Source organism: Gillisella vitis (assembly GCF_021559775.1).
GTDB classification, from domain to species: Bacteria; Pseudomonadota; Alphaproteobacteria; order Rhizobiales; family Rhizobiaceae; genus Allorhizobium; species Allorhizobium ampelinum.
This window is the reverse complement of the sequence record NZ_CP056047.1, coordinates 2,336,948-2,352,834: the sequence shown is the minus strand read 5'-3', so window position 1 is coordinate 2,352,834 and position 15,887 is coordinate 2,336,948. Positions and strand designations below refer to the sequence as shown.

The window sequence follows — 15,887 nt, the reverse complement described above, 5'->3', positions numbered from 1 at the left end:
CCAAATTTAACTCGACAGGCCCATACACCTGCTTCGCGGCGGCTTCCAATTCGTCGAGCGCTTTTGACATCCTCGACCGCACCTTCACATCCACCGACCCGGCGGCCAAAAGCCCTAAAAATTCACGCCTGTTCATTATCTTGCCCCACACTAAACGCCCATAAAATACAACCACATGCGCTTGTGCAGGCCTATAAATCGCCTTCGGCCTTTGAAGTCAAAAGCTTTTATTTTTCAACCTGATATGCGTATATTCGAACTTAAAATTAGGGCGGGAAATTACCCCCGAATACCGATGGTAAATGGTTGATTTTCACCTACCAAACTTTAAGTTTTTGAGCAGAAAAAAATTACCACTATTACATTAGCTTGATATAAATTACCCCTTGGATTTACGGGGTAAAAATGGTCAAGCGGAAGCAGCTCTCATCACTGATATCATCGCTCGGCAATGACGAGTTGCAAATCGCTGATCTTATGGTTGGTTGTTATGAGTGTAAGCTGTTTGGCGTCTGCGAGACGCCGTCTTCATTCTTTGCAGCGCCAGATATAATGGCCGGATATCTCGCCCCCCCGCCGCCATCTGGGCAATCGCGCTTAAAATCCGCCCTGTCGTCTCCAAAGCCTCGACCTCGTCCGGGGACATAAGCATGGTTGGCGGATCACTTCGCAAGGCTTCCGGCGTAACGTCAAACACCCGAGCCACGGCATCAAGTGTTGACTGGCGGGTAGGCCGTCCGCGCTCCAAGGCTGATATTGTCTGTACGGTTTTTCCGGTCGCCAACGCTAGATCGGCTTGCGTCATTTCAGCCGCCTTACGCCATGCCCGCACCTTATATCTAACAATGCCCATTCCGCCGCCCGTCGCGCTATCCACACCAAGCGCTAACTATGTGTCGCCAGGGCCGCCGAGGCCACCATCGCATAGTTGTCACATCAGCCGTTAGACAATCCGCAGGCGGTCAATTTCCCATTTTTGACGCTTCCCACCTCTCTTATTACATAAGTGAGCCGCGCTGACGGAAATCCTCATGATTTTCAAAGGGGTAAACAAGGTGGGAAATTCGGTTCCAAGGTGGGAAGAGATTTCCCACCTCAAAATTCCCGACCGCATCGAAGCTACAGCAAACCGCAAGCCGGAAAGCCCCGTTTTATAGGGTCAAGTTTGACGCGGCGGGGATTTTCCCTTTTCTTTCCATAATGTTGTTCTCATCAGCATGATTGACAGAACAATGCGAGAAGAATGCGCGAATGTGTGACAAAGATTGCGCGATAATCCGCCACTTTTCCTCCCGTTCTTTCATTCCGTTAGCGGATGGAGACACGCCGTGTGTTGGCGAACTCTTTGAAAAGCAAGGGCTTGCATCGGGGATCAGGTGAACAGGCCGTGTGACAAAGGTAGTACCCCCCTACAGTTGAATCGATTCTGGTTTGAGGAATTATGCAGAAGGGTGCCAGATCACGGTGGCGACAAAGATTTGGAGCTTTTTGGTTTCGATCCCTTGATTCGGACCTTTTCCTCTACCCCCTCGTTCCGACAGGCGCAGGCGCGCAGATAATCCCGCGCGCCGGTATTTCTTGGGTCAGCTTATCTGCGCGACGATCTTCATGAGGTTCAGAATGCCCCAATGCGCGGTAATGAACTCACCTTCGACCTTCAGCACATCGATAACATCGAATGTTATGCGCCGTCCGGTTGGCGGAATGCCGTTAAAGGCGCCAGTGTGGGTAACGGAATAGACCTTGCGGGTGGTGACGAGGTCGCCTTCGGCGGTCTGAAAATCGATCTCGCAGACCGGTTCGGAGAAGGAGGCGTGGAAGGCACGGTAGAATGCCCGCACGCTGTCGCGATCCGGTGCGAAGCCGGGCGTGGGCGTGTGGTCGATGAAATCAGGATGCATCAGGGCATCGAAGACGGCGTAATTGCCGCCGACTTGAACCTCCTCAATGAGTTTTTTGACAATCGCCTTTTTATGCTCGTTCATGATTTTTGCCTCTATTCAGTTCAAAGGGGAAATGTGCCGTGGAACGCGGAGGTGTTGACAGGGCGGCGCGGGCTTGGTGCTTCGCGTCCGCGCAGCGCCTCGGGAAGCTGGTCAGCACTTGCGCGTCGTCCAATCGCGATGACCACCTGCATGGCATATCCCTCGGGCATATTGACCGCTTCGGCGGTCTTTACTGGGTCAATGCCGCCCATGGCATGGGTGGACCAGCCCTTCAAATGGGCTTGGAGCGCGAGATAGCCCCAGGCTGTTCCCGCGTCGAAGGTGTGGCCGGGATTGGGAACCTCCGCATCGCTGCCCGGCGGAACGAGAGTTGTCTTTGTGGTGATGACGATCAGCGCCGCCGCATGTTGCGCCCAGATCCGGTTTCCTTCCCAGAGCGCCGCGATGACTCCATCAAATTGGGATTCTCCGCGGAAGCTGTAAATAAAGCGCCAGGGCTGGGCGTTCAGGCCGGAGGGTGCCCAGCGCGCCGCCTCCAGCACGCCAAGCAAATCCTGTTCGGAAATCGTCTCTTCGGTGAAGGCGCGCGGAGACCAGCGATCCACGAAGAAATCTTCGATTGGGTGATCCGCTGTGCGGGAGATTGTCTTTACATCCATTATTGAACCTGCTCTCTTCTCGTTACCAGTCGCGCCAGGCTATGGCGCGGTGGTCAGCGGCGCAAGAAAGGGAGCGAGAAATTACCTGGTAACCCCGAGGTAACCGGGCAATCGTTTAACGTGATGGAAACTCTGGAAAACAACCTGGAAAACTGCCCCATACGCGATGTGCTTCACCGCGTATCCGACCGCTGGAGCATGCTGATCGCTCTGCACCTCGAAGGGGGGACGCTGCGGTTTTCAGAGCTGAAGCGATGCATTCCCGATATTTCGCAGCGGATGTTGTCGCAGACGCTTCGGCGATTGGAACTGGATGGTCTTGTTGAGCGCCGGGTCTATCCGGTTGTCCCGCAGCGGGTGGAATATGATCTCACTCCGCTTGGGCGTTCCTTGTTGGTGCCGTTTCATCTGATGAAAAATTGGGCCGAGGCCAATCATGCAACGATCCGCAAATCCAGATCGTTGGGGCGTGATCGTTAAAAAGCATCGGCTTTTGGCGAATAGATCGATTAAGCGATGGGTTGCTGGTTCTTAAGGTTTCATGCGCCGTATGACCTGTTGAATACGCCGCTAAAAGCTTCGGGCCATCGCTCATCAAGGGCTGCTCGGTATCGGTACGCTTGGATCGGAAACTGATTGCGAAAACGGGTCGATTGCGGTGCAGAGCCTCGTGCTGCCTTTGCCGCCTGCCGTAGTGGCTTCTTCTAAGAAATCACATAACATATTGTTATTGTTTATGTTTCACCAAGGCTAGCTCTTGGAGATCATGAAGTTCGCGCCATGCGCCGTCGGCAACATCCTGACGTCTCTGTCCTGACGGCGCCGAATGACTTTTTTTGGGTTGAAAAAAACAATCAAAAATTACAGTTACAATTTAGGGTAGTTTTAGAATTTACTGACTGCTAATTCTCGCGTGCAGTCCTTAAACCTCCCAGGATTAACGAGGCGAATTATGAATGAAATTGTAAAACTTATTAGCAAGCATAATGATGTGAGAACGGGTGCTATCAACCTGATCGTCAGTGAAAACCGTATGTCTCCGGCCGCGTTGGCGGCCCTGAGTTCCGACCTTGCGTCCCGCTATGCGGCGCCATTTATGCTGGCACCGATATTTCCCAGGAAATCGTCGCGATCACCGAGCAAAAGGCCAAAAAACTTTTTAACGCCGAGTATGTGAATATTTCCCCGATTTCCGGCAGTGCGAGCCTGATGGCCGTTGTGTTCGCGCTGACCTCACCGGGCGACAAGGTCGGGCGTGTCCCGCCTTTCTTTCCAGGTGGCGGATATCCCTTCAATTACGAAGTGTTTGACCGGGTTTCCTTGCCGCTTCCGTTCGATGACGAAGAGTGGCAGCTCGATCTCGAAGCCACTCTGGAGCTGCTGGAACGGGAAAAGCCGAAGCTGGTCATTCTTGGCGCGTCGATCTTCACCGTTCCCATGCCGGTGCGCGAAGTGGCCGATCTGGTGCATAGCTATGGCGGCATCGTCGCCTATGATGGCTCCCATAGTCTGGGCCTGATCGTTGGCAAGCAGTATCAGGACCCGCTCAACGAGGGCGCCGATATTCTGTTTGGCTCGACCCACAAGACATTCCCCGGTCCGCAGGGGGGCATTATCGTTACCAACAGCAAAGAATTGAACGATCGCATCGACATCGTCTCCAATTTCACGCCGTTGAATGGACCGACGATGATTTGCAATCCGCATCTGGCGCGCATTGCCTCGCTGGGCATCGTCATCGATGAAGTGCCGTGGGAGCGTTATGCCGAGCAGGTGGTGAAGAATTCGCGCGCCTTCGCCAACACGCTGCAAGCCAAGGGCTATGAGATGCGGGGCCAGTCCACCAAGAAATTCTCGGAATTATCCTATTGCCACCAGGTGCTGCCCAAGCTCGACCGGCAGATGGGGCAGGGATATCGCGATAAACTGAAGCAGCATAACATCCATGTGGATGGCTTCATGCGGGTCGGCACGGCGGAAATCACCCGTCTTGGCTATGTCGAAGCCGATTGCACGCGCATTTCGGAAATCATGGCGGAGATCGTCTCCAGCAATCAGGATGTCATTCCCTCTCTTCGTCATGAAGTCGTCGAGATGAATGCCAACCACCAGCACATTGTCATGTGAGTTTGATTTCCCTTCCGGTTGACCGGAGGGGAAGCCAGTTTTCCCAAAAAGACAAGCAAAACCAAGAGAATGAACAGGCCTGTCCGGTGCGATCCGGACCGGACAGGCCTGCTTTGAACCTCGTATTTCTTTCGAACCCAATATTTCCTAGGGGGTCTTTATCGTGTCTTTGAAAAATAATTCGGCACAAGCAGAAGAAATCGTCAATCCCGGAAGCGTCAGCCAGACTGTCTATGATACGATCATCATCGGCTCCGGCTTCGGCGGCAGCGTCGCCGCGCTCAGGCTGTGCGAGGCGTTCCAGAAGGTTGATCGTCCGTTGGGGGCAGGCAAGCCCGTGCTGCTTTTGGAACGCGGCAAGGACTGGTGGGGCAATCTCACAGGCCAGCCCACCAAAGCGCCGCCGTTTAGCAATTATCGCCAGCCGGATGGCCGCGCTGGCTGGATGATGGATCTCGAGCCGTTCGGCACGCCGCAATCCCCACCGGATACCTATGGCCAGCCCGAGGATTTGGGTGACGCGACGGCCAACTTCAATACGATGACCACCTATGCGCAGCGTCCGATCCCGGTCTATCCCGGCCTGGTGGAAATGATCGTTGCCTATCCGCCACCGCCGCCGGAGCCGGTGCCGGATGCTCCCGCCCCGACACCAACCATGACCACCATCGTTGGCGCGGCGCTCGGCGGCACCTCGCATGTCTACAATACCTTCTTCCAGAAGCCGTCTCAGCTGGCCTTCACCCTGGCCTTCCGCGATCCCGAGAAGTTGGACTCCTACAAGAGTGTACTGCTGTCCTACGACAAGCTGGCGAAGCATTACGATACCGTCGAGCACATGATGGGGCCGAAAACCATCGATGACAAGGACAATATGGTGACGGTGTCGGTGCCCGTTAGAGAGAAACCGGTCTTTACCTATCCGCTCATGGAGAGCCCGCCCTATCTTTCCACCCGCAGCTTCAGGGAGCAGGTCGCGAAGATTGATGCTGTTGTAAATTCCGGGGCCGTCAAAACGCCGATCCAGTCTGTCCAGCTGGAATATACCAAGCTGGCGCTCGACTGGGACGTGGTGTGCAAGGAAGTGGAAGTCAAAATGCTGCCCTCCGCCATCATCGGCGAAATGTGGTATGGGATGAACAGCTATTCGATCTCGAAGACGCCGTCGGAAGGCCAGGAATTGCTCGGCGTCAAGAAGGCGCTGGACCAGAATTACCTCAAGCAGGCCAAGGACACCGGCCTGCTTGACATTCGTTGCCTGAGCAATGTCACCAATGTCTATCAGGACCCGAATTCCGATAAAGACAGCCCAATTTATGTCATCACAGTCGAGCGGATCGCGCCGACCGACGTCGCCAATACGGCACCATTGGTCTACCGGGCGAAGAACGTGATCTTCTCGGCTGGCTCCATGCATACGGCATCGATGCTGCTGGAATATTCCAACAATCCCAATCCGGAGGCACCTGACACCAAAGGCCTGCCAGCTCTGAGCAAATATGTTGGCAAGTTCTGGGGCCAGAATGGCGATGTCACCGGCACCCAGGACCTGAGCATCAAGACGCGGCCTTCGGATGGCGGTCCCGGTTCGATCGATGCCTCCTTCTACTTCGTGAAGGACAAAAGTCTGGATCACGACCTTTCTGACGACGAGTTGAAGGTGGCTTTCGATGATTCGATCGCCTACATGAAGAGCAACAATATGGCGTCTTTCATTCGCCTCATGCTCTATCCGGCCTGGTATGACGAAGCCGACAATCTGCAAAACACCTATAATATGTCGGTCTGCTACCAGCCGGCGCCTGGTTATTTCATCCAGGATGCGGCATCGGCCAGTTCTTCGGGCCGCAAGGTCTATAGTCTCTATTATCCCAATACGCCTGATGCCGGTACGAAACCTTCCAAAGATGGTGACACCAATGTCGGCGTGCTGGATTCGGTCAATGCGCTCACCACGGTGCTGACCACATGGGGACAAGTCAATGCCAGCAAGGAGGGCGAGAGCCTGACCCGGCGCAATGGACCGCTGACCTATCGCGGCCCGCTGCCAGCGCTGCAATCGACCCGGTTGCATCACGCCCGAAACTTGAAAGGCTGGGACCCCAACCGCGTGCCTGAGGAGTTCGTGGTGGCCTATGGCGTCACGGCCCATCCGCTCGGCGGCTGCGTGCTTGGCAAGGCCTGCAACGAATTCGGGCAGGTCTTGGCAGCTGAGGACGAGAAGGAGGTACCAGACGTCAAGAATGAGGTACCAGAGGTCAAGAAGGTGGTACCAGGCCTCTATGTGGTTGATGGTTCTCTGATTCCCGGCTCCACCGGTGCCGCTACCCCGGCATGGACCATTGCCGCCGTGGCCGAATATTGCATGACGGAAATCACCAAGAAGATCGTCGGCACCAAGCAGCAGTGAGCCGCCCCGTCCACAGTGAAAGCTGACGGGTAAGCAATCCCAATGAGATGATAAGGGCCGTGTGTTTAATGAAACACACGGCCCTTTTGCCATTTTCAGCCCTGTTTCATCTCTTCTGGCCAAAGAAAAAGGCCGGAAAAACCGGCCTTTCGCAAAATCACAGAGGACGCTTAACGCTCGCGGCGCTGGCCGCCTGCACCGGCGCGGGCCGGGCCGTCCTGACGTGGACGGTCTGGGCGGCGGGCCGGGCGGCCATTGGCCGGCTTGTTGCGGTTGGCCGGGCGGGCCGAACGCTGTTCGCCACCATCACCTTCTTCACGCGGGCCACGGCCTTGCGGACGACCATCCTTGCGGGCCGGGTTGCCATGGTTGCGGTTGCCAGCACCGGCGCCTGCACCACCTGCGCGGCGGGTCGGACGGGCAGGGCGGCCACGGTCAGCCGGAGCTTCACCGCTGGCAACAGAAATTTCGATACCCATCAGCCGCTCGATGTCGCGCAGCAGGCGGGCTTCATCAGGACCGCAGAAGGCGATGGCAATGCCGTCGCGGCCAGCACGGGCAGTACGACCGATGCGGTGGACATAGGCGTCAGGCACTTCCGGCAGATCATAGTTGAACACATGGCTGACAGCCGGAATGTCGATGCCGCGGGCGGCAACGTCGGTGGCGATCAGCGTGCGGATCGAACCATCGCGGAAACCCTTCAGGGCGCGCTCGCGCTGGCCCTGGCTCTTGTTGCCATGAATGGAGGCGACCGAGAAACCGGTGATTTCCAGGTGCTTCATCAGCTTTTCCGCGCCATGCTTGGTGCGCAGGAAAACGATGGAACGGCCATCGGGATGATCGGCAAGGGTCTTCTTCAGCAGCTCGGTCTTGTGGTTCTGGCCGTTGACGAAGTGAACATACTGTTCGACCTTGTCGGCGGCCTTGCCCGGAGGCGACACTTCGACAGTGACCGGGTTGTTGAGGAAGCTACCGGCCAGATCAGCAATCGCCTTCGGCATGGTGGCCGAAAACAGCAGGGTCTGGCGCTTGGCCGGAACCATCTTGGCAATCTTGCGCAGATCGTGGATGAAGCCCAGGTCCAGCATCTGGTCGGCTTCGTCCAGCACCAGATGGGTGACGGCGCGCAGCGAAATCGCATTGCGGGAAATCAGGTCCAGCAACCGGCCCGGGGTGGCGACGAGAATGTCGGTACCGCGTTCCAGCTGAAGCTGTTGCTTGTTGATCGATGCGCCACCAACCACCTGGTTGATCTTGATCGGGGTCTTGCGAATGAAGGACCGCAGATTGTCGCCGATCTGGTTGACGAGTTCTCGGGTTGGGGCAAGAATCAGCGTGCGGGTGGTGCGATTGTCGGGACGGCGTTCATCCTTCATCAGCAACTCAATGATCGGCAGGCCAAAGGCAGCGGTCTTGCCGGTGCCGGTCTGGGCAAGGCCAATCAGGTCGCGACCGGCCATCACCACCGGAATACCCTGCGCCTGGATGGGGGTAGGGGTCTCGAAGCCAAGCTGGGTCAGCGTGGCGACAACAGCCGGCGAGAGGCCAAGTTCGTTAAAACTGGTCAATTCATAAACCTTTCGGGGCGCCAAGACACTGAGCCACGATCGCCTCATTGCGATTATAGCGGTCTTTGGCGTCAAGAACCCCGCGTGAATTGGGAACTTGTAAGTTGGAAACGACTTTCGGTGCGTTTGACCGCTGATGCGGTCATATATGAAGCACCCATACCTTTTTTGCATGACAGTGCCGAAATAGGCAAAGCCGGAATGCAGTGGCGCGCTCACGCGGCGGCCGGAAGGCTGAAAGCTTGCGCCGCTTTTGCGCGTTTTGCGGCCAAATGTCAAGCGCCCGCCCATCATGGACGGGCGGGCGCTGAATATTTCTACTATAAACCCCGTCTGGGTGACGGGCGGCAGATCATTTACCGGGGGCAGACCTGAACGCGGTAGCTGTCGCCCCATTCATCATAGCGCCGCTCGAAATGGCAGGGCGCCGCATAGACCGGACGATAATAGGTCCGATAAACCGGTGGGGGCGGTGGTGGTGGGTCATAGGACCGGTAATAGCGCGGTCCCCCATCCATTCCGTTGACGATGGCGCTGCCGACGATACCACCGACGGCACCGGCTGCGACGCCACCCCAGAACGGGTCATGGGCCTCTGCGGCAGGGGCCGTCGCCATCAGCGAGGCACCTACGAGAGTGGCGACAAGGCCCGCAGACATACTCATGCGAAATACGGACATGGTTTGATCCTTTCAGAACTTTTTCTCCGAAGAGAATGGTATGAAGATGATCCTGAAAACGGGCAGATTAATGATGGAATTGTGGAGCCAAGATTAAATTATCGTCATTTAAAGCGACGGACGCCACAAGAGTAAATGCTATAAGATATTGAACTTAAAAAATATTTTATAAGATTGCCGGTTGGCGTGCCGCGTCTCCGCCACAAAGACTGGGCGCTCGGCCCTGTCTTGCGCACGGTGCTGCCCGTGCTGGTAAAAAGCTTTGTGAAACAGGAGATTGACAGGATTTTTTCAGTAAGGCGCTTTGTTTTGTGTTTTGCCTGGTGATAGGGTTGTTTCCACGGCGGAAAAGGGCACAGAGAGGTTCATCCGTGATGCAGGCGGCTCGGGCAACGAAGGGGATTCCATTGCCGATAGAAGGCGGATTGCTCACCATAGCGTGCGAGAAAATCGCCAGGCTTGATGTGCCCGCTTTCATCAAGGATAGCGAGCTTCGTTTCGTTGCCATCAATCCCGCCTTTGCCGCATTTTTCGGGGCGGATCTCGAAGACCTTCTCGGGCGCCGGGCGGGGGAACTGACGGACCGTCCGGAAGATCTGGCCTGGGAGGATGTCGAGCGCCGGGCGCTGGTGTTTGCGGAAGAACATCTGGCCCTGTGTTTCGATCACAGCGGCCGCCAGCATTGCCGGGTGCAGATCGAGCGCTTCATCACCGAAGACGAGATGCCCTATGTGTTCGGGGTGTTTCGCGAGCGGCCTGGCCGGGTCAAGAGCCGGGGCTGGAAGAAAGAGCCGCCGCCATCCGGCGCCCAGATGCCTTCTGCCATGGCTGAAATCTCCAGAGATGCCGCGTCTCAAGGTGGGAGCGCTGGTATTGGTAATGGGGCGCCTGGTGCCTGCCTGCCCGCCGATTATGCCATGCTTCTCGATCTCATTCCGCTTGGCGTGCTGCTTCTCGATTCGCAGCTCGATATTGTCTATTTCAACACCAGTTTCTCCAGGATGTTGGGTGAGACAACAGTCGAGCTGAAGTTCGGCATGAATTTTCAGGCGGTTCTCGACGTTATCGGAGGTGCGGGGTGGGATGGGAGTGGGGAGGATACATCCGGCCAATTCCTTGCCGCGTCGATAGACGAACCAGAGCCATGCCAGATCGCCATGCCGAACGGACGGGTGATTTCGGCCCGGGGCAACCGCCTGGAAAACGGTCAGTTTCTGCTGCTTTATACCGATGTCACCGAGGCGCAGACCTATGAGCGCGAAAGTACTCTTTACCGTGCAGCGTTGGAAAATGTACCGGAGCCGGTTTTTCTGCGCGATGGCGACCGGCGGCTGGTGTTTGCCAATGCCGCTTATGAACAAATGCTGGGTGGCGACCGGACCCGCTTTTATGGCTTGCGCGAAGACGAGATGTTTCCTGCCGAAGGCGAGGCCCTGCGCCAGGAGAATATCGAGGTCCTGGAAACTGGATGTGCGACGGAGCGCGAACAGCTGATCATCATGCCCAATGGCGACACCGTGCCCTTGCTGACCAGCCTGAAGCGGATCGAGACCAAGGATGGCGCGCCTTATATCGTCGGGACTTTGGCGGATGTTTCGCTGCTGAAGATCGGCGAACGACAATTGCGCGAAGCCAAGGCGCATGCCGAAAAGCTCTACGACGATATAGAGGCCATTCTGCGCACCATGCCGGTCGGGGTGATCATCCTCGATGCCGATCAGAGTTTAAGTTTTTCCAACCTCATGGCACGCAATATGGTGTGCTGGCCTGAAGACCAGGCCATGACGGGCACAAGTTTCGCGGATTATCTGCGCCACGCCCATGCCAATGGCTGGCCACTCAACGCCGACGATGACGCCAGCACTGATCCTAATAGCATCGACCCGGAAAGCCGGATCGCCGCCTATAGTCTTGAATTGCGGACATTGACGGCGGCGCGGCAAACCGAGGTGACGCTTTCGGATCGCCGGCATATCGTGATTACGGCATCGCCGCTGGACGATGGCCAGATCATGCTGACTTTCTCTGACTATACCGAGCAGCGCTTGCGTGAGCGCGAGATAGACGAGGCCCGTGCCCGGCTGCAGGATGTCGGCAAGCTGTTGGAAGAGGCTACCCAACACATGGCCCAGGGGCTGTGTGTCATCCAGACGGACCGTATCCTTTACCGCAACGATAAATTGGCGGAAATATTGAACGTGTCGCCGCATCTGGTGCGCACAGGGGCGGATTGGCGCCAGCTTTTCGATTACTGCGCCGAGCGAGGCGATTTCGGCGACAATCCAACGGCGTTTCTCGACCGGATGCGATCAAGGATGTCCGCTGACACCTCCGCCAGCGTCGTGGTGCAACGGCGCGATGGTGCCTGGCGCAGTATCGAGGCGATTGTCAGCGCCGAGGACCGCTGGCTGTTTGTGATCAGCGATGCCAGCGAGGCCAAGCAGCGTGAGGCGGAGCTGACCACGCTTGCGGCGCAGGCCGAGGCGGCGGATAAGGCCAAATCTCGGTTCCTGGCCAATATGAGCCATGAAATCCGCACGCCGATGAGCGGCGTGCTGGGCATGACGGAATTGCTGCTGTCTTCCAATCTCGATGCCCGGCAAAAGACCTTTGTCGATGTGATCGTCAAATCCGGGCGCTCGCTGCTGACCATTATCAATGACATCATCGATTTCTCGAAGATCGATGACGGGAGCCTGTCCTTGCGGTCGGCTCCTTTCGATCCGCTGGCGGCGGTGGAGGATGTGGTGACCTTGATGGCTGGGCGTGCCGCGGAAAAGGATGTGGACATTCTGGTGCGCGGTCAGGGCAGGCTGACCCATATGCTGGCGGGCGATGCGGGTCGGTTCCGCCAGATTCTCACCAATCTGTTGGGGGAGGCAATCCGGGCCACCGACAGAGGCCATGTGCTGGTCGATCTCGGTTTGCGCCAGGAAGAACCGGATCTGGACGTCACGCTCCAAAGCCACGGAGATCCTATTTCTGAAACGAATGCCGAGGTGAGTGACCGCGCCCGTGCATGGCTGGTTCTGCGGATCGAGGATACCGGCCATGGCATGACGCCGGAGCAATGCCTGATGGCCTTTACCAAGTTTTCCCAGATGAATGACGGGGCTTTGCATCACCGGGATGGGGCGGGTCTCGGATTTTCGATTGCCGGTGGGCTTGTCGATCTGTTTGGCGGGACGATCGGGGTGGAAAGCGCGCCCGGTCGAGGTGCCACCGTGACTGTCAATCTGCCCTTTGCAATGGCGGCTGAAAAACTGCCGAGCCTTGCTGGCTTTCATCTGCGCGGTGCCCGGGTCCTGGGTTTTGAAAGCAATGATATCAGCTGCGGCATTCTCAATGACCAGCTTTGCCGTTGGGGCTTCGATGGCGTGGCGGTTAACGATCCGGCGCTGGCGCTGGCCGTGCTGGAACAGGCCGAGAGCCAGAAAAGCCCGATTGAGGTGGTTGTGATCGATTGCTGCCGGCGCAGCGGCGGCGGGCTGGATCTGGTGCGCAAGATCCGCGGTGATCGACGGTTCGATCCGCTGTCGATCATCCTGCTGGCGGCGGATGCGCCCTTCAATCTCGACAGAATGGCCGATGGGCTGAATATTCAAGCGCAGCTTACTAAGCCGGTGGGTGAAAACCTGCTGCGCAATGTTGTCATCGATGTGTTGCGCGGCACGCGGCGCGGCGCTGTCTCCGGGTTGAGGGCGGAACCGGAGGCTGAGGCGCCTGTGATCTCGGACGGAGAGCAAGTGGCTCTGATGTCGTCGGGTGTGATGCAGCAGGAGCAGATCGATCTGCTGGTGCTGGATGCCGGTGAAGCGGAGCGTCATTTTTTCCATCAGGCCTTGCAAGCGCTGGGGGTTGGCCATGCCTGCGTGGAGGGGGAAAGCGAGGCGCTTGCCCTCTGGCGCCAATGGCAGCCGGGCATGATGCTGATCGATCTCGTTGAGGATCGGGCGCGGGTGCTCGATATGGTCAGGCAGATCCGTGCCGAGGAAAGCCAACAGCCACAGACCGCGCCGACCGTGCTGATCGGTCTTGCGGGCGATCTTTCCACCTATGACAAGGCGGCCTGCCATAAAGCCGGTCTTGATGATCTCGTGCTCAAGCCTGTCAGTCCCGACCGTCTCCAGGACTGCATTGCCTATTGGTTAGGGGGCGCCGCAGCGGTGACGCAGCCACAGGTGATGACAGAGGATCTCGGTGCGAGGCAGACGGCACTGTAACCGTGGGGCCGATCCGGTCGATGACAGCGTATCTGAGATCACGACGGCTTCGTCTTCGTCCCGCATAGCATTTCTCGTTTGCCGGCAAAGCCCGGGCGGCGCTCCACGGTGAAACCTGCGGCGATAAGGTTGCGGCGTACGAAACCGGCGGCGGCATAGGTGGCGAAGCGGCCACCGGGCGTTGTCAGCTCATAGAGCCGCGTCATCAGCTCCAGCGACCACATGGCGCTGTTGCGGGATGGGGCAAAACCATCGAGATACCAGGCGTCGAATGGTTCGGACCAGGCTTGCAGCGAGGCCAGCGCATCGCCGCAGACCACGATCAGCCGGGTCTGAGCGTCGAGGTCGAGCTGGACTTGACCTTGCGGCTCATCCGGCCACAGCGCCAGCAAGCCTTGCCGCTCTGCATCGATTTGCGGCCAGCGCGACAGGGCGCGGTCGATATCGGCGCGCGCCATCGGATAAAGCTCAAAGGATATGAAGGTCAGATGTCCGCTCGGCATGCGCGTCGCCTGCCATTGACGCCAGGTTTCCATCGCGTTTAGCCCGGTGCCGAAACCCAGCTCGCCGATGCGAAAAGAAGACGCGCCGATCCAGCGCTGCGGCAACGCATTGCCTTCGAGGAAAACATGGCCGCATTCCAGGCGGCCATCGGTCTGGCAGTAAAAATGGTCGCCAAAGGCGGTGGAATAGGGCATATCGCCGTCCTGCCAGCTGAGAGGCTGGGTGTGTGCCGTTTCGGCGTCAGGCATCGGATCGGGATTGGAAGTGGAGTGGGTCATGAAGACAGGCGATAGGACGGCTTCGGTCTCCGGTCAACTCTTGTCCCCAAAAGGCGCGTCCCATAGCCTCGCGGCAGATCTGTTGGTGGTCGGCGGCGGCATCATGGGCCTTTGGGCGGCGCGCTTTGCGGTTCTGGCTGGGCTGAATGTGGTTCTGGTCGATGGCGGTCGGGTAGCGGGTGGTGCCAGTGGCGGGCTGCTGGGCGCACTCATGCCCTATATGCCGGACAAATGGGATCGCAAGAAGCAGTTTCAGTTCGATGCGCTGCTAGCACTGGAGACGGAAGCGGCGCAGCTTGAGGCAGAGACCGGTATTGCTGTGGGCTATCGGCGGTCCGGGCGGCTGATGCCCTTGCCCAAGCCACATCTGCGGGTGATTGCCAAACGGCACGAAAAAGACGCCGAAACCGCCTGGAAAACCGGTGACCGGCAATTTGCCTGGAAGGTTATCGATCATTCCCCGGCTGGTGATGGCTGGCCGGATCGTGCTGTCACGCAAGCCGGTCTGGTGCATGACACGCTGGCGGCGCGGGTGTCGCCGCGCGGTTTGACGGCCGCACTGAAGGCGGGCCTTGTCGCATCACCGCATTGCCGGATCATTGAGGGGGTGGCAGTCAGGGCCATCGATCCGGTCCAGCAATGGGCAGACTTGGCGGATACAAGCCGGATTGCCTTCGGCCATGTGATCGTTTCAGCCGGTGTGGGGAGTTTTCCACTGCTGGACGGTTTTAGCCCGATCGGAGTGCTGCCGCTCGGCATGGCGGTCAAAGGGCAGGCGGCATTGCTGAAGGCCGATGTCGATCCTGCGCTGCCGCTGGTCTATCTGGATGGCGTCTATGCCGTGCCGCATGAAGGTGGGCATGTGGCGATTGGCAGCACCAGCGAAAATCGCTGGGATGCGCCCCTGACCACCGACGACCAGCTTGAAACCCTGATTGCCAAGGCCCGCCGGCTGGTGCCGATGCTGGGGGATGCCCCGGTGGTGGAGCGCTGGGCCGGACTGCGGCCCAAGTCGATAGACCGGGATCCCATGGTGGGGCCGCATCCCGATCATCCCAGGCTGATTGCGCTGACCGGTGGCTTCAAGATCAGTTTCGGGCTGGCGCATAGCTTGGCGCAGCAGGCGTTACAGCCGATTTTCGGTGGCGAGACGGATATGCCTGATGGTTTCACGCTTGCCCATCATCTGCAGATCGCCTCCCGTATTGCTGATAAAGCCTTGGAACCACCGTTGGAAAACCCGGTCGGTTGATAAACCGGCCTTGATATTGCTTTTAAAAATATTTCAAGCGTCGAGCCTTGCGTAATCCGAGGTCGCTTCTCATCACCCTCCTGTGATCTCGCGTAAAAAGTGAACCTGATGCTCGGTCACTTTCGTCATAGTGTCATGCAAATCCCCTATCTGACTGCGCATGCGGGCTATCGGTCATGGTCGATTCGATTGTTTTGCATGACAGCGCCATGCGTTTGGCAGAATGCAGGCAAGGCG

The 15,887-nt window shown here is 57.7% G+C and carries 11 protein-coding genes; 5 read left to right on the top strand and 6 right to left on the bottom strand.

The annotated features are described in order from the left end of the window. Positions 1-475: 475 nt before the first annotated feature. From AVCG78_RS11050 to AVCG78_RS11040, 3 genes are all read right to left on the bottom strand, one after another. On the bottom strand, positions 476-805 hold the full coding sequence (locus tag AVCG78_RS11050) for a helix-turn-helix transcriptional regulator (protein ID WP_174089697.1): 330 nt from the start codon (positions 803-805) through the stop codon (positions 476-478). Positions 806-1,583: 778 nt separating this feature from the next. After that, complete coding sequence (locus AVCG78_RS11045) at positions 1,584-1,985, bottom strand: ester cyclase (RefSeq protein WP_071204899.1); 402 nt, start codon at positions 1,983-1,985, stop codon at positions 1,584-1,586. Positions 1,986-2,005: 20 nt separating this feature from the next. Further along, positions 2,006-2,605 (bottom strand): nitroreductase family protein, encoded by a 600-nt coding sequence (locus AVCG78_RS11040; RefSeq protein ID WP_071204898.1) that lies wholly within the window; start codon positions 2,603-2,605, stop codon positions 2,006-2,008. A gap of 123 nt (positions 2,606-2,728) precedes the next feature. On the opposite strand from AVCG78_RS11040, the gene AVCG78_RS11035 reads away from it, so the two are divergent. The 3 genes from AVCG78_RS11035 (at position 2,729) to AVCG78_RS11025 (ending at position 7,142) form a co-directional block, all read left to right on the top strand. Beyond that, complete coding sequence (locus AVCG78_RS11035) at positions 2,729-3,085, top strand: winged helix-turn-helix transcriptional regulator (RefSeq protein ID WP_041696949.1); 357 nt, start codon at positions 2,729-2,731, stop codon at positions 3,083-3,085. Positions 3,086-3,697: 612 nt separating this feature from the next. Next, complete coding sequence (locus tag AVCG78_RS11030) at positions 3,698-4,732, top strand: aminotransferase class V-fold PLP-dependent enzyme (protein WP_174089712.1); 1,035 nt, start codon at positions 3,698-3,700, stop codon at positions 4,730-4,732. Positions 4,733-4,895: 163 nt separating this feature from the next. Next, entirely contained in the window at positions 4,896-7,142 is a 2,247-nt protein-coding gene (locus AVCG78_RS11025; RefSeq protein WP_174089696.1) for a hypothetical protein, read from the top strand. A 170-nt stretch (positions 7,143-7,312) separates the two neighbouring features. Here AVCG78_RS11025 and AVCG78_RS11020 read toward each other — a convergent pair whose 3' ends face one another. Then, the gene (locus AVCG78_RS11020) at positions 7,313-8,761 is read right to left on the bottom strand and encodes a DEAD/DEAH box helicase (RefSeq protein WP_071204958.1); all 1,449 of its coding nucleotides are present in this window, start codon (positions 8,759-8,761) and stop codon (positions 7,313-7,315) included. Positions 8,762-9,069: 308 nt separating this feature from the next. Beyond that, positions 9,070-9,393, bottom strand: coding sequence for a hypothetical protein (locus AVCG78_RS11015; RefSeq protein ID WP_015916828.1), 324 nt, complete (start codon positions 9,391-9,393; stop codon positions 9,070-9,072). Positions 9,394-9,800: 407 nt separating this feature from the next. Between AVCG78_RS11015 and AVCG78_RS11010 the strand changes: the two genes are divergently transcribed. Continuing rightward, positions 9,801-13,616: a PAS-domain containing protein gene (locus AVCG78_RS11010; protein ID WP_174089695.1), complete on the top strand. Its 3,816-nt coding sequence runs from the start codon at positions 9,801-9,803 to the stop codon at positions 13,614-13,616. A gap of 38 nt (positions 13,617-13,654) precedes the next feature. Here AVCG78_RS11010 and mnmD read toward each other — a convergent pair whose 3' ends face one another. Continuing rightward, positions 13,655-14,398 (bottom strand): tRNA (5-methylaminomethyl-2-thiouridine)(34)-methyltransferase MnmD, encoded by a 744-nt coding sequence (mnmD, locus tag AVCG78_RS11005; protein WP_071204895.1) that lies wholly within the window; start codon positions 14,396-14,398, stop codon positions 13,655-13,657. Between mnmD and AVCG78_RS11000 the strand changes: the two genes are divergently transcribed. Next, positions 14,397-15,650: an NAD(P)/FAD-dependent oxidoreductase gene (locus AVCG78_RS11000; protein WP_071204894.1), complete on the top strand. Its 1,254-nt coding sequence runs from the start codon at positions 14,397-14,399 to the stop codon at positions 15,648-15,650. The two genes, mnmD and AVCG78_RS11000, sit on opposite strands and share 2 nt — an antisense overlap. Positions 15,651-15,887 lie beyond the last annotated feature (237 nt).